Origin of the sequence: Streptomyces sp. NPDC051963 (assembly GCF_044593495.1) — a bacterium.
Classification (GTDB): domain Bacteria; phylum Actinomycetota; class Actinomycetes; order Streptomycetales; family Streptomycetaceae; genus Streptomyces.
On record NZ_JBIUCC010000003.1, the window covers coordinates 973,307 to 989,633 of the forward strand.

The 16,327-nt window shown below is 70.9% G+C and carries 14 protein-coding genes and 1 pseudogene; 6 read left to right on the top strand and 9 right to left on the bottom strand.

Annotated features, from left to right (window positions below):
* Positions 1-5 precede the first annotated feature (5 nt).
* Entirely contained in the window at positions 6-1,322 is a 1,317-nt protein-coding gene (locus ACIHFB_RS16585; RefSeq protein WP_400127113.1) for an ABC transporter substrate-binding protein, read from the bottom strand.
* 227 nt (positions 1,323-1,549) lie between these two features.
* Here ACIHFB_RS16585 and ACIHFB_RS16590 point away from each other — a divergent pair, with 227 nt between their 5' ends.
* On the top strand, positions 1,550-3,307 hold the full coding sequence (locus ACIHFB_RS16590) for a coagulation factor 5/8 type domain-containing protein (RefSeq protein WP_400127114.1): 1,758 nt from the start codon (positions 1,550-1,552) through the stop codon (positions 3,305-3,307).
* Positions 3,308-3,324: 17 nt separating this feature from the next.
* Here the strand turns inward: ACIHFB_RS16590 and ACIHFB_RS16595 are convergent.
* A pseudogene (locus ACIHFB_RS16595) lies at positions 3,325-4,676 on the bottom strand (FAD-dependent oxidoreductase).
* A gap of 116 nt (positions 4,677-4,792) precedes the next feature.
* Here ACIHFB_RS16595 and ACIHFB_RS16600 point away from each other — a divergent pair.
* Together ACIHFB_RS16600 and ACIHFB_RS16605 are read left to right on the top strand one after the other, a co-directional pair.
* The gene (locus tag ACIHFB_RS16600) at positions 4,793-5,164 is read left to right on the top strand and encodes a metalloregulator ArsR/SmtB family transcription factor (protein WP_365286543.1); all 372 of its coding nucleotides are present in this window, start codon (positions 4,793-4,795) and stop codon (positions 5,162-5,164) included.
* A gap of 77 nt (positions 5,165-5,241) precedes the next feature.
* On the top strand, positions 5,242-5,661 hold the full coding sequence (locus tag ACIHFB_RS16605; RefSeq protein WP_400127176.1) for an arsenate reductase ArsC: 420 nt from the start codon (positions 5,242-5,244) through the stop codon (positions 5,659-5,661).
* A gap of 187 nt (positions 5,662-5,848) precedes the next feature.
* Here the strand turns inward: ACIHFB_RS16605 and ACIHFB_RS16610 are convergent, their stop codons facing one another.
* The gene (locus ACIHFB_RS16610) at positions 5,849-6,565 is read right to left on the bottom strand and encodes an NADPH-dependent F420 reductase (protein WP_400127115.1); all 717 of its coding nucleotides are present in this window, start codon (positions 6,563-6,565) and stop codon (positions 5,849-5,851) included.
* Positions 6,562-7,380, bottom strand: a complete 819-nt coding sequence (locus ACIHFB_RS16615) for a dienelactone hydrolase family protein (RefSeq protein ID WP_400127116.1) — start codon at positions 7,378-7,380, stop codon at positions 6,562-6,564. Before ACIHFB_RS16615 ends, ACIHFB_RS16610 begins: the two co-directional genes overlap by 4 nt.
* A 148-nt stretch (positions 7,381-7,528) precedes the next feature.
* On the opposite strand from ACIHFB_RS16615, the gene ACIHFB_RS16620 reads away from it, so the two are divergent.
* Entirely contained in the window at positions 7,529-8,122 is a 594-nt protein-coding gene (locus ACIHFB_RS16620; RefSeq protein WP_400127117.1) for a TetR/AcrR family transcriptional regulator, read from the top strand.
* Positions 8,123-8,344: 222 nt separating this feature from the next.
* Here ACIHFB_RS16620 and ACIHFB_RS16625 read toward each other — a convergent pair whose 3' ends face one another.
* Genes ACIHFB_RS16625 through ACIHFB_RS16635 form a run of 3 tightly spaced genes read right to left on the bottom strand, consistent with a single transcriptional unit; the run spans position 8,345 to position 10,717 of the window.
* Positions 8,345-8,869 carry an AAA family ATPase gene (locus ACIHFB_RS16625; RefSeq protein WP_400127118.1) on the bottom strand — a complete coding sequence of 175 codons (525 nt, stop codon included), beginning with the start codon at positions 8,867-8,869 and terminating at the stop codon, positions 8,345-8,347.
* Positions 8,870-8,915: 46 nt separating this feature from the next.
* Positions 8,916-10,010 carry a sensor histidine kinase gene (locus tag ACIHFB_RS16630; RefSeq protein WP_400127177.1) on the bottom strand — a complete coding sequence of 365 codons (1,095 nt, stop codon included), beginning with the start codon at positions 10,008-10,010 and terminating at the stop codon, positions 8,916-8,918.
* Between the two features lie 41 nt (positions 10,011-10,051).
* Positions 10,052-10,717 carry a response regulator transcription factor gene (locus ACIHFB_RS16635; protein WP_400127119.1) on the bottom strand — a complete coding sequence of 222 codons (666 nt, stop codon included), beginning with the start codon at positions 10,715-10,717 and terminating at the stop codon, positions 10,052-10,054.
* 180 nt (positions 10,718-10,897) lie between these two features.
* Here ACIHFB_RS16635 and ACIHFB_RS16640 point away from each other — a divergent pair, with 180 nt between their 5' ends.
* Together ACIHFB_RS16640 and ACIHFB_RS16645 are read left to right on the top strand one after the other, a co-directional pair.
* Positions 10,898-11,491 (top strand): M15 family metallopeptidase, encoded by a 594-nt coding sequence (locus ACIHFB_RS16640; protein WP_400127178.1) that lies wholly within the window; start codon positions 10,898-10,900, stop codon positions 11,489-11,491.
* Positions 11,440-12,606 (top strand): endonuclease/exonuclease/phosphatase family protein, encoded by a 1,167-nt coding sequence (locus ACIHFB_RS16645; protein ID WP_400127120.1) that lies wholly within the window; start codon positions 11,440-11,442, stop codon positions 12,604-12,606. Before ACIHFB_RS16640 ends, ACIHFB_RS16645 begins: the two co-directional genes overlap by 52 nt.
* Before the next feature lie 177 nt (positions 12,607-12,783).
* Here the strand turns inward: ACIHFB_RS16645 and ACIHFB_RS16650 are convergent, their stop codons facing one another.
* Both ACIHFB_RS16650 and ACIHFB_RS16655 read right to left on the bottom strand, forming a co-directional pair.
* Positions 12,784-15,270 (bottom strand): ABC transporter permease, encoded by a 2,487-nt coding sequence (locus tag ACIHFB_RS16650; protein WP_400127121.1) that lies wholly within the window; start codon positions 15,268-15,270, stop codon positions 12,784-12,786.
* On the bottom strand, positions 15,267-16,082 hold the full coding sequence (locus tag ACIHFB_RS16655) for an ABC transporter ATP-binding protein (RefSeq protein ID WP_365286525.1): 816 nt from the start codon (positions 16,080-16,082) through the stop codon (positions 15,267-15,269). The genes ACIHFB_RS16650 and ACIHFB_RS16655 overlap by 4 nt, the downstream gene beginning before the upstream one ends.
* Positions 16,083-16,327: the final 245 nt, after the last annotated feature.

The following is a 16,327-nucleotide window of genomic DNA, read 5'->3' on the forward strand; positions in this document are numbered from 1 at the left end:
CGCGCTCACTTCGTCGGCATCTGCTGCTGGGCCTTCTCGAGCGCGGCCTTCACCGACTCGGTGGTCACCGCGCGTCCGGCGGCCGAGTCGGCGAACAGCTCCTTGATCGCCGTACCGACGGCCGTCTCGAACTGGGACTCGTCGGCGACCTGCGGAGCCGCGACGGCACTCTTGGCGAGGGTGTCCTTCAGGACGGCGTTCGCCGTGGTGTTGAAGGCGGCGTCCGCCTGGGCGGTCTTGACCGGCGGGATGGAGCTGTACGCCGTGTTGAGGATCTTCTGCTCGGCGTCGCTGGTCATGAACTTCACGAACTCGGTCGCGCCGTCGACGTTGTCGGTGTTCTTGAAGACGGCCATGTTGATGCCCATGACCATCGAGTTGACGCTGTCCCCGGTTCCCGGAGCGCCGGACTGCACGGGCACCGGGGCCACGCCGAAGTCGTCCTCGCTCATTCCCTGCGTCTTGAGGTTGGAGGACGCGGACTGCCACAGCAGCATCGCCGTCTTGCCCTTGGCGAAGTCGCTCACGGACTGGTTCTGCGCGTACTCGGCGTTGCCGGGCGCGACGATCTTGTCCTTGGCCATCAGGTCGACGAACTGCTTGACCCCCTCGACGGCGCCGTCGGAGGTGAAGGCCGGCTTGCCGTCGGCGGTGAAGAAGTCGGCCCCGTGCTGCTTGGCGAAGACAACGGCGTGGTGGATGTTCTCCGAGGGGTTCGAGCCCTCGATGCTCAGGCCCCACTTGCCGTCCTTGGAGAGCTTCTCACCGTCGGCGATCAGCTCCGCCCAGGTGGTCGGCGGCGCGGATATGCCCGCGTCGGCGAACATCTTCTTGTTGTAGTAGAGCGCGTACGACATCGAGTACAGCGGCACCGCCGCCGGGTCCTGCCCCTCGGCTCCCGTCGAGCCGATGGCGGAGTCGACGAAACGGTCCTTGCCGCCGATCTTGTCGAAGTTCTTCGCGTCCCACGGCAGCAGCGCGCCGGTCGCCTGGAGCGACGCCGACCAGGTGTTGCCGATGTTGAGGACGTCGGGACCCTGGCCGGAGGTGGTGGCCGTGAGGATCCGGTTCAGCAGATCCGACCAGGGCACGACCTCCAACTTGACCTTGATGCCCGTCTGCTTCTCGAACTTGTCGAGTTCGGGCTGAAGGACCTGCTTGTCGACCTCGACACTCGCGCCCTGGTTCGAGGCCCAGTACGTGAGCGTCTTGGGCGAGTCGTTGGACCCGCCGTCTGTGGACGAACCGCCTCCGCAGGCCGAGACGGCCAGGGCGAGAGACATGGTGACGGCGCCTACGGCCGCGGCTCGGTTGCTGCGCATGGCTCCTGGTATCCCTTCAGGGAATGCCATCATGGCTTAATTTAGGACGTGAGTTAAACCTCGGAAGGGACTCACGTCAAGGGTTTGCACATCACTTGCCGAAGTACGGTCGCACCCCTTGACGCGCCCGTTCAGGTAGTTGAAGCATTCAACGGCGAGAGAGCGCTCCCAGAACTCCCCACATTCACTTCCTGAAGCCGCATACTTCCTGAAGCTGGAGCCGCCCCATGCCCACCCTTGGCCGCAGATCCCTGCTCGGCGCGGCAGTCGCCGCCCCCGTCCTCGCGGGACTTCCCGCATCCGCGTCCGCCGCTGTGTCCCGTCCGCGCCCGCGCGCCCTCCCGGGCGGCGGCGACCTCGGTCCGAACGTGATCGTCTTCGACCCGTCCACGCCCGGTATCCAGGCCAGGCTGGACCAGGTGTTCGCCCAGCAGGAGTCGGCCCAGTTCGGCACCGGCCGCTACGCGCTGCTGTTCAAGCCCGGCACCTACAACGGCCTCAACGCCCAACTCGGCTTCTACACCTCGATCATGGGCCTCGGCCTCTCCCCCGACGACACGACCATCAACGGCGACGTCACGGTCGACGCGGGCTGGTTCAACGGCAACGCCACGCAGAACTTCTGGCGTTCGGCGGAGAACCTCGCGCTCGTCCCGGTCAACGGCACCAACCGCTGGGCCGTCGCCCAGGCGGCACCCTTCCGGCGGATGCATGTGCGCGGCGGCCTCAACCTCTCCCCCACCGGCTACGGCTGGGCCAGCGGCGGCTACATCGCGGACAGCCGTATCGACGGCCAGATCGGACCGTACTCGCAGCAGCAGTGGTACACCCGCGACAGCGCGATCGGCAGCTGGCTCAACGCCGTCTGGAACATGGTGTTCTCCGGCGTCGAGGGCGCCCCCGGGCAGAGCTTCCCGAACCCGCCGTACACCACGCTCGACACCACGCCGGTCTCCCGCGAGAAGCCGTTCCTCTATCTCAACGGCAGCGAATACCGGGTCTTCCTGCCGGAGAAGCGGGTGAACGCCCGGGGCGTGACCTGGGGCAACGGCACCCCCCGCGGCACCTCGCTGCCGCTCACCGAGTTCTATGTCGCAAAGCCCGGCGACTCGGCGGCCACCCTCAACCAGGCGCTCACACAAGGGCTCCACCTGCTGCTGACGCCCGGGATCTACCACGTGGACCAGCCGATCCAGGTGAACCGGGCGGGGACGGTCGTCCTGGGCCTCGGCTACGCGACGATCATCCCCGACAACGGCGTCACCGCGCTCAAGGTCGCCGACGTCGACGGAGTGCGGCTGGCCGGGTTCCTCGTCGACGCCGGACCGGTCAACTCCGCGACCCTGCTGGAAGTCGGCCCGACCGGCGCCTCCGCCGACCACTCCGCCAACCCGACCACCGTCCAGGACGTGTTCATCCGCATCGGCGGCGCGGGCGCCGGCAAGGCGACCACCAGCATGGTGATCAACAGCCGCCACACCATCGTCGACCACACCTGGGTCTGGCGCGCCGACCACGGCGCCGGCGTCGGCTGGGAGACCAACCGCGCCGACTACGGCGTCGTCGTCAACGGCGCGGACGTCCTCGCCACCGGCCTGTTCGTGGAGCACTTCAACAAGTACGACGTGCAGTGGTTCGGCGAGCGCGGCCGCACGATCTTCTTCCAGAACGAGAAGGCGTACGACGCCCCGAACCAGGCAGCCATACAGAACGGCGCGTTGAAGGGCTACGCGGCCTACAAGGTGGGCGACGGCGTGAGCGTGCACGAGGGCTGGGGACTCGGCAGTTACTGCTACTACAACGTCGACCCGACGATCGTGCAGCACCACGGCTTCGCCGCGCCGGTCCGGTCGGGCGTGAAGTTCCACAACCTGCTGGTCGTCTCGCTGGGCGGCCAGGGCCAGTACGAGTGCGTCATCAACGACACCGGGTCACCCACGTCGGGGACGTCGACGGTGCCGTCCACGGTGGTGTCGTACCCCTGAGAGACCGGGGATCTCCGTCAGTCGCGGCCCGGCACCCCGATCTGGAGGGTGGCGGGCGCCGCGCAGCATCTGCCGCCCTCCCCCTCCCCGGGGGCGGCGGACTCGTCGAACAGGCCCGACCCGCCGCACACTCCCGTCTCCGGCAGGGTCAACTCGACGCGCTCGGCCGCCTCCTGGTCCCCGGCGATCGACGCGACGACGAGCGCACCTGCTCGTAACCGGTCATCGCGAGGAACGTGGGGGCACGGCCGTAGGACTTCATGCCGACCAGGTGGATGCCCCGCTCGGGGTGGGACAACTCCTTGACGCCGTGCGGGTAAACCGTGCCGCAGGAGTGGACGTTGGGGTCGATGAGCGGGGCCAGGGCGGTCGGTGCCTGGAGGCGTTCGTCGAGGCCGAGGCGGACCTCGGAGAGGAAGGTGAGGTCGGGGCGGAGACCGGTGAGGGCGATGACCTCGTCGACCGGGTCGAGGCGGCGGCCGTCCTCGGCGACCAGGACGAGTCGTCCGCCGTCGGCTCGCTCGACGGCCCGGGTGCGGAAGCCGGTGGCCGCTGACGCGCGGCCGCTCTCGACGGCCGCCTTGGCGCGCAGCCCGAGGGCACCGCGGGCAGGCAGCTGGTCGGCCTCGCCGCCGCCGTACGTGGACCCGGTGATCCCGCGCCGCAGGACCCACACCGCGTGTGTGCCGGCCTCCCCCTCGGCCAGGTCGGCGAGTTGGGCGAGGGCGGTGAAGGCGGAGGCCCCGGAGCCGACGACGGCGGTGCGCCGGCCCGCGTAACGGGCCCGCACCGCAGGGATCCCGAGGTCGGGGATCCGGTACGAGATGCGCTCGGCGGCCGTCCGCTCCCCGAGCGCGGGCAGTCCGTCGGCGCCCAGCGGGCCGGGTGCGGCCCAGGTGCCGGAGGCGTCGATCACGGCACGGGCGGTGATCCGCTCCTCGCGGCCGTCGGCCAGCTCGATGTGCACGGTGAAGGGCTGCTCGTCGCGGCCGGCGTCGACGATACGGTCCCGGCCCGCCCGCGCCACGCCGGTCACCCGCGCGCCGTGGCGGACCCGGTCACCGAGGACGTCGGCGAGCGGCTTCAGGTACAGCTCGGCCCAGTCCCCTCCGGTGGGATACGACGCCCCGTCGGGGCGGATCCAGCCGGTCGGGGCGAGCAGCTTCTCGGCGGCCGGGTCGACGACCTCGGACCAGGGGGAGAACAGCCGCACATGCGACCACTCACGGACGGCGGTGCCGGCGGACGGGCCCGCCTCCAGCACGAGGGGTTCGATGCCGCGCTCGACGAGGTGGGCGGCTGCGGCCAGGCCGATCGGGCCTGCGCCGATGACGACGACGGGCAGCGTGTTCACTGGATCCCCTTTGATTCGACGTTTATCGATGCCTTGCGGCCAGCATGGCACTTGCTTAGACAAGCGTCAACATAGACACGCATCGAATCAGAGGGGGAGTGAATTACTTCGACGTATGTCAACATAGATGCATGTCGAATACGGACGTCCTCCCCCTCGTCGAGCCCGGGCCCGGACCCGAGGCCGTGGCGCCGTGCTGCCCACCGCTGACCGAGCGCCCGCTGACCGCCGAGGAGGCCGAGCGGACGGCCGCGATGTTCAAGGCGCTCGGCGACCCGGTGCGGCTGCGGCTGTTCTCCCTGGTCGCCTCGCACGAGGGCGGCGAAGCGTGCGTGTGCGACATCTCCGATGTCGGCGTCTCCCAGCCGACCGTCTCCCACCACCTGAAGAAGCTCAAGGCGGCCGGACTGCTGACCTCGGAGCGGCGTGGGACCTGGGTGTACTACCGGGTCGAACCGAGCGTGGTGGCCGCGATGGGGCAGATGCTGCGGACGTTCGGCTAGACGTCCGCTCAGCCATGACCGAGCCCCGTACCCGGATCCGTACCACCTGGTTGATCCACTTCGCGAAGGAAGACCCGATGTCCTCCAGCCCGCTCGCCTCCGTGCTGTTCGTCTGCGTCCACAACGCCGGCCGTTCGCAGATGGCCGCCGGCTTCCTGGACCATCTCGCCGGCGACCGGATCGAGGTCCGTTCCGCCGGCTCGATCCCGGCCGACCAGGTCAACCCGGCCGCCGTCGAGGCCATGAAGGAGGTCGGCGTCGACATTGCCGGGCAGCGGCCCAAGGTGCTCACCACCGAGGCCGTCCAGGCGTCCGACTACGTCATCACCATGGGCTGCGGCGACGCCTGTCCGATCTTCCCCGGCAAGAAGTACCTCGACTGGGACCTGGAGGACCCGGCGGGCAAGGGCGTGGACTCCGTACGTCCGATCCGCGACGAGATCAGGAGCCGTGTCGAGCGGCTGATCGCGGAGATCGACGCCGCGGCCGGGGTGTAGCCGCCGCCCGCTCGCCCTGGGGTTCCCCATGCCCCTTCGAGACCGTCGGGGAGGACGCGACCGGCACGTCCGGGGTCGTTATCGGCCGCTTCACGGACGGCAGGGCGACGCGCGTGACCATCGAGGCGTTCGACGAGACGGGGCTGGGCGCCTTCACCCGGGGCCAGGGTCCATCCGCCGGTGCCGATCAGCGCGTGGCGGAGTGGACCAGTTCCTCCACGCGGGCGGCCGGGACCGGCACGCCCGGCGTCCGGAAGAACCAGCGCTGTGACTCTTCCTGGCTCAGCCCCTCGGGGCGCCGCGCCATGTACGGCTGGACGTAGACCGGCGTGCCCGGCTGGCTGCGCCAGCTCTCGGCGAGTGTGCCGATGTCGACCGTGTCGTAGCCGAGGGTGTCCAGCAGTCGGGCCGTTTCCGCCTTGGCGGCCGGGTCGTCACCCGCGACGGGCAGCGCGCTGCGGTCGGGGGCGCCGGACGGGCGGGCGCTGGTGAACAGGCGGCGGAAGTCGATGTTGTTGAACGCCTTGACGACATGGGAGTCGGGGAGCTGGCGCTGCACGAGTTCGCTGGAGGTCGCCTCGCCGGCATCCAGAGCCGCGATGCTGCCGTCGCGGTCCGGGTAGTAGTTCATCGTGTCGATCACGGTCCGGCCGGCCAGGGCCGCGGCGGGAAGCTGTCCGTAGGCCTTCAGCGGGACGGTCGCCACCACGAGGTCGCTGACGCGCGCGGCCTCTTCCGGTGTGGCCGCACGGGCGCGGTCGCCGAGTTCTCCGACCAGGTCGGCGAGGGTCTCGGGGCCGCGGGAGTTGCTCAGGACGACGTCCAGGCCGGCGGTGACGGCCAGCCGGGCCAGAGCGCTGCCGATCATGCCGCTGCCGATGAGTCCGAGGGTCTTGATGCTCATTGCGTCGCGTCTCCGTTCCCCGTCCCCGTGTTCTGATGACCGATCACGTTGTGCCGGGCCGGAAGAGCGCGGCCGAACAGGTCGAGCAGCGCCGTCCAGTGCCGCTCCGTCGCCTCGGGGTGGTGCATCGCGGTGTCGGCCTGGGTGAAGCCGTGGTGGGCGCCGGCGTAGACCTCGGCACGGTGGCGGACGCTCGCGTCGGTGAGCGCCGCGTCGAGGCGGTCGATCTGCTCGGGCGGATTGGTGGAGTCCTGGTCCGCATGGCCGAAGTACACCTCGGCCGTGATGCGGTCGGCGAGCAGGTGCGGGCTGTCCGGCGCGTCGGTGGCGAGGAACGCGCCATGGAAACCGGCCGCGGCGGCGACCCGGTCCGGGTGACTGCCGGCGGTACGCAGGGCCAGGGCGGCGCCCATGCAGTAACCGGTGACACCCGCCGGCCCGTCGGAGGTCAGCGGGGACGCGGCCAGCCAGTCCAGATAGGCGCCCGCGTCCCGTACGGCCGCTTCCGACGTCAGCGTCTGCGCGGCCGGCCGCAGGCTCTGGATGATCTCCGGACGCTCGGCGGGGTCGATGAACTCGGGCAGTTCCACCAGGGGCGCCCGGCCGTGGCGGTAGAAGACGTTGGGGACCAGGACGGTGTAACCCGCCGAGGCGAGCCGGTCCGCCATCGCCTTCAGGTGCGGACGCAGTCCAAAGGCGTCCATGTAGAGCAGGACGGCCGGATGGCGGGCTCCGTCGTCGGGATGGACGACGTAGGCGTCCGCGGAGCCGTCAGGGGTGGGGATGTCGACGGACGAACCGTGCACGGCGGTCATGGAGACCTCTCTGGGCAAGGAGCGGCACCCTTCCCCCGGGATCAGGCGACACCGACGGACTGGAGACCCTTTTCTGAAACTGAGTGTCACAGTAGTAACCGAGGCCCAAGTATGCAATCGAGGACTGAGTGAGAGGTAGGATCGCGGGGTGCAAGCAACAGGACGTACGAGGACCCGGGACATCGCCCGGGCCGCCGTCCGGGCCGAACTGGCCGAGGTGGCCTTCGAGTTGTTCCTCCGGGAGGGATACGACCAGGTCACCCTGGACGACCTCGCCTCGGCGGCGGGGGTGTCGCGCAGTACGTTCCTGCGCTACTTCGGCACCAAGGAGGAGGCGGTCCTCAGCGCCTTCGACGCCCACGGCGCCCAGGTGGCCGACGCGCTGCGCGAGCGGCCCTCCGACGAGGACGACTGGGTGGCGCTGCGCCGGGCGCTGGACACCGTGATCGAGCACTACCGCCGGGACCCGGCCGGCGCACTGGCGACGACCCGGCTCGTACGGAACACCCCCGCCCTGTGCACACGGCAGCTGGAGAAACAGCAGGGCTGGCGTCCCGGCCTGGCCCAGGCGCTGGCCGAACGCGCGGGCACCTCCGGTCCCCCCGCCCTGGGTTTGACCGTGAAGGCCGCCGCCGCGCTGGACTGTCTGAACATCGCCCTGGACCACTGGACCGCGTCCGACGGCCGGCTCGACCTCATCGACCTGCTGGACGAGGCCTTCGCCGCGCTCAGCCCGCGATAGGGCCTACGGCGCGGGCCTCCGGGTCCGTACGCGGGCGACCGGGCATCGGGCCGCCGGACACCGGACACCGGACACCGGACACCGGACAGAAGACACCATGACGACAGGAGCCGCGCACGTACCGGAGGACGTGAGCGTCGTCGGCTTCGACGACATCCCGGTGGCCCAGGAGGGACTCAGGCGTCTCATGCCACGCCATCGAGACCCGCAAGCCGATCCGGTTCAGCTCTGGACGGCCTCCGCGATCTGCCGGGCGGCCTCCGCGGGAGTGAGGTGCGTGGTGTCGACGACCTCCGCCTCGGCGTGCAGCCATGTGCGGGCGGCCTCGGCGTAGGGCTCCAGGTATTGGAGCCGGAACGGGGAGTCGGGGCCGAGAACGGTGTCGCCCGCGATGCGCCCGCGGAGGGTGTCCTGGTCGGCGTGGAGGACGAAGTGCCGTACCGGAACGGCATGGTGGGCGAGGCCCGTGCTGATCTCGCGCCAGTACTCCTCGACCAGGACGGTCATGGGCATCACCAGTGTGCCGCCGGTGTAGTCGAGGACGCGGCGGGCGGTCTCGACGACGAGCGGTCGCCAGGGTGGCCAGTGCTGGAAGTTGTCCGTCCCGGGCAGCCCCGGCGTGATGTCCATGAGTGTCTCGCCGACCTTCTCGGCGTTGAACACCCGTGAATCCGGGATCAGTTGCTGTACGAGTGCGCTGGTCGTCGTCTTGCCCGCGCCGTGGGTGCCGTTGAGCCATACGATCACGGGAGGCGACGCTAGCGCAGGAGTGGGTTCGCCGGCCGGGGCTGCTTCATCTGTCGGTGTGCGGGGATGTCGCGGGTAGTTCCACCGTGATGCGGATACCGCCGGACGGGCGCGGGGTGAGGGTGAGTGTTCCGTCGTGTGCCTGGGTGATGGTCTTCACGATCGCCAGACCGAGCCCGACGCCCGCGTGGTCGGTGTGAATGCGCTCCGTGCCGCGCTGGAACGGTTCGGTGAGTGTCGCGGCCAGTTGTGGGGTGACGTGGTCTCCGGTGTTCTCGACGGTGAGCACCGCACTGTCGGGGCGGACGCTGGTGGTGACCGAGACGGTGCCCTTTTCCGGCAGGTTGTGGACGATCGCGTTGTGCACGAGGTTCGTGGTCAGCTGAAGCAGCAGCGCCGGCGATCCGATCGTGGGGGTGATGTCGCCGGAGGTCTCGATGGTGACGCCATGCTTTTCCGCCAGCGGGAGGAGCGTTTCGGCGGCTTGTTCCGCCATGAGGGACAGGTCGACGTGTTCTCGGGTGAAGGACCGCTGGTTGGCGCGGGTGAGCAGGAGCAATGCTTCGGTGAGGTCGATCGCCCGGGTGTTGACGGCGTGGAGGCGGTCGATGAGTTCCTCGGCGTCGCGGTTCGGATCGGTGCGGGCCACGTCGAGCAGCGCCTTCGAGATCGCCAGCGGGGTGCGCAACTCGTGCGAGGCGTTGGCGGCGAACCTCTGCTGCTCGGCGACGTGGGCTTCGAGTCGGGCGAGCATCGCGTCGAAGGCGTCGGCGAGTTCGCGGAACTCGTCCTTGCGGCCCGGTAGCCGGATTCGGTGGGAGAGCGATCCGTCCGTGGCCCTGCGCGTGGCGTCCGTGATGCGGGTCAGGGGGGCGAGCATCCGACCGGCGAGGATCCACCCTCCCACGAGGCCGAACACCAGCAGGAACGCCATGACGGCGGCTGCCCTCGGAGCGAAGACGTCCAGGAGAACGGACCGGATGGGGAAGACACCGTTCGTCGGCCTGTCGTCGGGGTTGATGAGCATCGCCCGGTTGGGGACGTAACGCAGGAGGAAGACCCAGACGGCGGCGAGCAGCAGCGCGCCTGCGACCATGAGGAATCCGGCGTAGCTGAGCGTGAGTTTGAGGCGGACGCTCATACCAGGTGCCCTGTCCACGCTCGCCTCCCTCATGTCCGCACTCATCGTTGTGTGTCGATGCGATAGCCGACGCCGGCGACCGTGCCGATGATCCAGGGTTCGCCGAGGCGCTTGCGCAGTGCCGAGACGGTGATGCGCACGGCGTTGGTGAACGGGTCGGCGTTCTCGTCCCACGCACGTTCCAGTAGTTCTTCGGCGCTGACGACACCGCCCTCGGCGGCGACGAGGACTTCGAGCACGGCGAACTGTTTCCGGGTGAGGGCGACATAGCGTCCGTCGCGGTAGACCTCGCGACGGAACGGATCCAGACGCAGGCCCGCGATCTCCCGCACGGGTGGCCGGTTGTGGGCGCGCCTGCGGTCGAGTGCTCGAAGACGGAGCACGAGTTCTTGGAGTTCGAACGGCTTGGTGAGGTAGTCGTCGGCGCCGAGTTCGAACCCGGTGGCCTTGTCGTCGAGCCGGTCGGCCGCGGTGAGCATGAGGATCGGCAAGCCGCTGCCGCGGGCGACGATGCGTTTGGCGACCTCGTCACCGGAGGGGCCGGGGATGTCCCGGTCGAGGACGGCGATGTCGTAGGCGTTGATGCTCAGCAGTTCCAGCGCGGTGTGGCCGTCACCTGCGATGTCGGCGGCGATCGCTTCCAGGCGTAGGCCGTCGTGGATGGCTTCTGCCAGATAGGGCTCGTCCTCGACGATCAGCACACGCATGCTCTCGATGCTACGAGCCGGAACATATCGTCGGCGTATCGAAAACCCCATACGTGCCGGCAACACCGCGCTGCCTTGACTGGCCGCATGCCCTACCGCGAACCAGCACGAACAGGAGCCCGCCGTACCCGATCGGTCATCCTCACCGCCGTGGTGATCGTCAGCGCGACGCTCATCGGCATGCTCATCCACCAGTCGCTGGCGTCCTCGTCCTCGCCGGCCGCGTCACCTTCCTCGACTGCGTCACCGTCCTCGCCCGCACAACCACCCGTCGACACTCCTCAGGGCGACCGCAGGCGTGCGGACCACGAGGGCGTGTTCGGCGAGGCCGACGGGGCCGTACCTGACGGCGTGACGGTGTTCGACGACGGGTATCCCGCCGTGGCCGAGCTCGACCCCGATCTGCTCCGCGCCGTGCGTGAAGCAGCGACGGACGCCGCCGATCTCGGCGTCACGTTCTACGTCAACAGCGGCTGGCGTTCCCCGGAGCGCCAGAACCAGCTCCTGCGTGAGGCGGTCTCGAAGTACGGCTCGGAGGAGGAAGCCGCCCGTTGGGTGGCCACGGCGGACACGTCTCCTCATGTGTCGGGGGACGCGGTCGACATGGGACAGGCCAATGCCATGGCGTGGCTGTCCGAGCACGGCGCCGAGTACGGACTGTGCCAGATCTACAGCAACGAGCCCTGGCACTACGAACTGCGCCCCGAAGCCGTCGATCACGAATGCCCGCGCATGTATGCCGACCCCACGCACGACCCGAGGATGCAGCAGTGACGAGCACTCCCCAGCAAGCCACTCAGGAAACCGCGGGCGCGCGGGACGCAGCAGAGACCGGAGAGGGTGGCACCGACCGCCGGGACACCGGCTCCGGCACCTGGCGCGCGGGCCTCAGCCGTGCGATCCGGATCGGCTCCCGGCCGGGGCCCTGGAAGCGGGGCCCGGTGCTTGCGGCGCTGGCGCTGCTGCTCGGCCTGCTCATGCTGCTGCACGCGCACATCACGGACATCGGAGGCCTCGGCAGCCTGGTGGAGACCTTCCTCCCATGGTTCGGCCTGTTCGTCCCGGTGCTGCTGGCCGGGGCGTTGTGGCGCCGTTCCGCCTCCGCGGTGCTCGCGCTGCTGCTGCCTGCCGTGGTGTGGGTGAGCCTGTTCGGCGGGGTGCTCAGCGACAAGTCCCAGCCGGGCGGCGACCTCACCGTGGTCAGCCACAACGTCAACGCCGACAACCCCGACCCGGCCGGCACCGCCCGCGACCTGGCCGCCTCCGGGGCGGACCTGCTGGCGCTGGAGGAACTGACCGACCACGCCCGGGGCGTGTACGAGGAGGAGCTGGCGAAGACGTACCCGTACCACTCGGTGCAGGGCACGGTCGGGCTGTGGAGCAGGCTGCCGCTGTCGGACACCCGGCAGGTCGACGTCCTGCGGGACGATGCCGGCCCGCTGGCGAGAACCCGACGGGCCGAGGACATCCCGGTGGACCCACCCCGGGCGCTGCGCACCACGGTGGCCACCGACCAGGGGCCGCTGGCGGTGTACGTGGCGCACTTGGGGTCCGTGCGGGTGATGCCCCGGGGCGGCTTCTGGACGGACTCGCGGGACGCCGGCGCGGAGAAACTCGCCAAGGCCGTCGCCGCCGAGCAGATCGAACGGGTGGTGGTGCTGGGCGACATGAACGGCACCACGGACGACCGCGCGCTCGACGGCCTGACCTCGCAGCTGCATTCGGCCCAGGACGCGGCCGGGGACGGCTTCGGCTTCAGCTGGCCGGCGTCCTTCCCGATGGCGCGGATCGACCAGATCCTGGTCAGGGGCGTGCAGCCGAAGAGCTCGTGGGTGCTGCCGGCCACCGGCAGCGACCATCTGCCGGTGGCGGCCGGAATCAGCTGGTGACGTCCACGCTCATCGCCGACTGGACGGCGACGCGTCTGTCGGGTCGCTTCATGCCGACGGCACCGGAGAGAGCCGACCGCCTCACGCCGGGCGAGCCCGACCGGCTGTGGGCGGCCGCCGATCCTCAGCGCCGCAATCCCGCGCCCTTCAGCACCCCGCCCCTCAGCGCCGCGCCCCTCAACGTCGCAGCGCCGCCCTCGCCGGAAGGGTCACCGCCAGCAGGCCCAGTCCCACCGCGCCGCCGACGAAAGCCGCGTACACCAGCGGAGGTACGTACGGAGCCTCGCCGGTGAGGCCGCGCATCATCGGGATCAGCGTCGCGGCGGCGATGGCGGTACCGAGGACGATGCCCGCCACGGCCACCAACAGGCCTTCCCAGCGCAGCATCCGCATCACCTGGCGCCGGGTGGAGCCGACGAGACGGAGCATGCCGAGCTCGCGGCGGCGGTCGAGGACGGTCATCACGAGCGTGTTGACGGCGGCGACGGCGGCGAAGCCACCGAGGACGCCTGCCATCGTGTAGTTGGCCCAGGCGTTGAGCTCGCGGTCGGTGCTCTGTTCGACCGCGTAGCCGGAGGCGTCGGTGACCTTGCCGAGCGCGGCGAGGTCCGTCGCGTCTCCGCCCCGTACCAGCAGCGTGCTGTCGAAGCCCGAGGTGACGTGGGCGGCCAGGGACGCACGGTCCATGGTCACCGCGGCGAGGCCGAGCCCTCGGCCATACACGGCGACCACCTCGGGGCCGGTCTTCGTGCCGTCCGGGAGGTACACGGTCAGCTTGTCGCCGACCTCGGCCTTCGCCGACGTGGCGAGCGTCTTGTCGATGGCGACCCGGCCCTTGCCGACCCGGTCCAGGCTGCCGCTGCGCACATCGAGATCCTGCACCTTCGCGAGCTGCGCGCCGGAGCCGGAGATGCCCTGGGTCGGCGAGGCCTGCAACCACCGGCCGCCGCCCGATCCGACGGCCACCAGCACCTGGGTGTCGAGCAGTCCCACGGCCGCGTCGACGCCGGGCGCGCGGGCGGCCCGGGCGACGGCGTCGGCGGGCAGCCCGGCCGGATCCGTGATCACGTGGTCCGCGGTGACGCCGGCGCGCAGTTGCTTCGCGGCGACATGGCTCTCGCTCGTGTGCATGAAGACGAGCGTCGAGGCGAAGGCCATGGCCAGCACGATCGGGGTGATCGCGGACGCCAGCCGACGGGCGTTCGTACGGGAGTTGGCGGCCGCGAGTGAGGCCGAGGCGCCGCCTCCGCTCATCGGGAGCCCGAACAGCGCCGCGCACAGCCACGCCACGAGCGGGCCGAGCAGCGCGACGGCGAGCATGAAGAGCATGACGACGCCGAGGGCGACGTTGGCCGCGTCCTCGCCGGCCGAGCGGGCGGCGACGACGGTGAGGAACCCGCCGCCGACGAGGGCGCCCAGGCCCAGCACGGTACGGATCACGCCCGGCCGCAGCCGCTGCACGGACGCCTCGGTGAGCGCCTGCCCCGGCTTGATCTTGGCGGGCCGGCGACCGGCCGCCCAGCCGGCGGCGAGCGCGGTCAGCAGCCCCGTGCCGACGGCGATGACCAGCGGGATCCAGGAGACGTGCAGGTCCACGGCTTCCGGTATGGCCCCGCGGTCCTTCAACTGCCCGAACCACCAGTGCGCGAGCCCGATCCCGGGCAGACAGCCGACGAGCCCCGCGGCGGGCGCGACGAGCAGTGCCTCGGCGGCGACCGCGCGACGGATCTGCCGTGGGGTGGCGCCGACGGCACGCAGCAGCGCGAACTCCCGGGCACGCTGGGCGACGGACAGCGCGACCGTGCCGGACGCCGTGAAGACGGCGACCATGGCGGCGACCCCGCCGAAGGAACCGCCGAGCCCGGTGAGCATCTCCTTGGCGTACCCGAGCCCGCTGTCCTCGACGGCGCCACGGTCGTCGCCGGTGTGCACCTTGGCGTCCGAGCCGGCGAGCGCCTTCTTCACCTCGGCGGCGAGGGCGTCGGCTTCCACCCCGTCCCGCGCCAGTACGGCGATTGCGTCGGCCTTCCCGGGATGCCCGGCGAGCGTGGAGGACTGGGCGTCGGCGAACCAGCCGGTCGCGCCCTCGGCCGTGTCGCCGGCTCCGGCCTTCGCCAGCCCGGAGGCGCGGAAGTCGGCGCGCCCGGTGGCGGTTTCGAGCGTCACGGTGTCGCCGACGCCCGCCTTCGCGGACCGCGCGGCGGCGGCGTCGAGCACGACTTCGCCGGTGCGGGGCGCGGCCCCGGAGGTGAGCGCGGCACCGGTGAAGGCGTGCGATCCCCAGCCGTGGCCCGTCAGCGCGCCGTCGCCCTGGCGCACGGGGAACGTGAAGTCCGGCACCGCCGCCTGCGCGCCGGGCGCGCGGGCCGCCCTGTCCGCCAGCGCGGCGTCCACGCGCGCCGTGTCCGGCAGCAGGTCCGCCGACACGGACCGGCTGTCCCCGCCGCCCGTGACGAAGCGGGCGTACTGGTCCGCCGCCGCGACGACCGGCGCCTTCGCATACCGCTCGGGCGGCACCGAGGCGCGGGCGCCCGTCTCCAGGAGGATGCCGCAGGCGGAGACGATCAGCGCCGCCATCATCAGCGCGACGAACGTGCCCGCGAACGACGCGGGCTTGAAGCGCACGGCGGCGCGGGCGAGGCCGTTGGGGGCGAAGCTCCTCACGCCGCCGCCCCCACCATCGCGCCCGTACGGGAGGTGAGGGCGGTCATGTGCGCCGCGATCTGCTCCGCCGAGCCGCGGTCGAGGCCGCCGGCGAAGACGCCGTCCGCGAGGAACTGCACGCGGTCGGCCCAGGCGGCCGAGGCCGGGTCGTGGGTGACCATGACGACGGTGGCCCCGAGGGCGTCCACCGCGTGCCGGAGCAGGCCGAGGACCTCGGCAGCGGTGCCGGTGTCGAGGGCTCCGGTGGGTTCGTCGGCGAACACCACGTCCGGGCTGGTGACCAGGGCGCGGGCGATGGCCACCCGCTGCTGCTGGCCGCCGGAGAGCTCGCCGGGCCGGCGCTTGGCCTTGTCGGCGAGGCCGACCTGCGCGAGCACCGCCTGTGCCCGTCGGCGGTCCTGGCGTCGCCCGGCGAGACGCATCGGCAGCAGCACGTTCTGCTCGACGGTCAGGGAGGGCAGCAGGTTGAAGGCCTGGAAGACGAATCCGAGGCGACTGCGGCGCAACTCGGTGAGCTGGTTCTCGCGCATCCCCGTGATCTCCGTGCCACCGAGCCGTACGGAGCCGGCCGATGGCCGGTCGAGCCCGGCGGCGCACTGAAGGAAGGTGGACTTGCCGGAGCCGGACGGGCCCATGACGGCCGTGAACGTGCCGCGCGGCAGGGCCAGGTCGATGCCCGCGAGCGCATGCACGGCCCCGGCACCGCGGCCGTACTGCCGCCGGACGCCGCGCAGTTCGACGGCGAGACCGGGCGTGCCCTGAGCCTCCGGCCGCTCGTCCGTCTTCTGCCGCTTGCCGCTGCGCAGCCTCATGGTCCGTCCTCTCGCGATCTCCTCAAGCCGACAACTCGAAGCTACGGATCACGGTCATCGCGGACCATGGCGGCTGCTGGCCGATCCGGGGTGGGGATAACCCGAGGGCTCCGCGGGTGGCCGGCCTCGGCGAAGAACCCGACACGCCGCCTGGGGCGGGATGTGCGGTCGGCAAGGACACGATCAGGGGGAGCTCAACGGGCGGGGACCCGGGGCAAGCCGGGAATCGGGTGTGAGTAGTTGAG

Coding starts and splice junctions, on each gene's coding strand:
- ACIHFB_RS16615 (WP_400127116.1), bottom strand. CDS start 7,380: ATGACCGCCGTGCACGGTTCGTCCGTCGACATCCCCACCCCTGACGGC.
- ACIHFB_RS16590 (WP_400127114.1), top strand. CDS start 1,550: ATGCCCACCCTTGGCCGCAGATCCCTGCTCGGCGCGGCAGTCGCCGCC.
- ACIHFB_RS16640 (WP_400127178.1), top strand. CDS start 10,898: ATGCTCATCCACCAGTCGCTGGCGTCCTCGTCCTCGCCGGCCGCGTCA.
- ACIHFB_RS16605 (WP_400127176.1), top strand. CDS start 5,242: ATGTCCTCCAGCCCGCTCGCCTCCGTGCTGTTCGTCTGCGTCCACAAC.
- ACIHFB_RS16655 (WP_365286525.1), bottom strand. CDS start 16,082: ATGAGGCTGCGCAGCGGCAAGCGGCAGAAGACGGACGAGCGGCCGGAG.
- ACIHFB_RS16635 (WP_400127119.1), bottom strand. CDS start 10,717: ATGCGTGTGCTGATCGTCGAGGACGAGCCCTATCTGGCAGAAGCCATC.
- ACIHFB_RS16585 (WP_400127113.1), bottom strand. CDS start 1,322: ATGCGCAGCAACCGAGCCGCGGCCGTAGGCGCCGTCACCATGTCTCTC.
- ACIHFB_RS16630 (WP_400127177.1), bottom strand. CDS start 10,010: ATGAGCGTCCGCCTCAAACTCACGCTCAGCTACGCCGGATTCCTCATG.
- ACIHFB_RS16645 (WP_400127120.1), top strand. CDS start 11,440: ATGCCCGCGCATGTATGCCGACCCCACGCACGACCCGAGGATGCAGCA.
- ACIHFB_RS16610 (WP_400127115.1), bottom strand. CDS start 6,565: ATGAGCATCAAGACCCTCGGACTCATCGGCAGCGGCATGATCGGCAGC.
- ACIHFB_RS16600 (WP_365286543.1), top strand. CDS start 4,793: ATGTCGAATACGGACGTCCTCCCCCTCGTCGAGCCCGGGCCCGGACCC.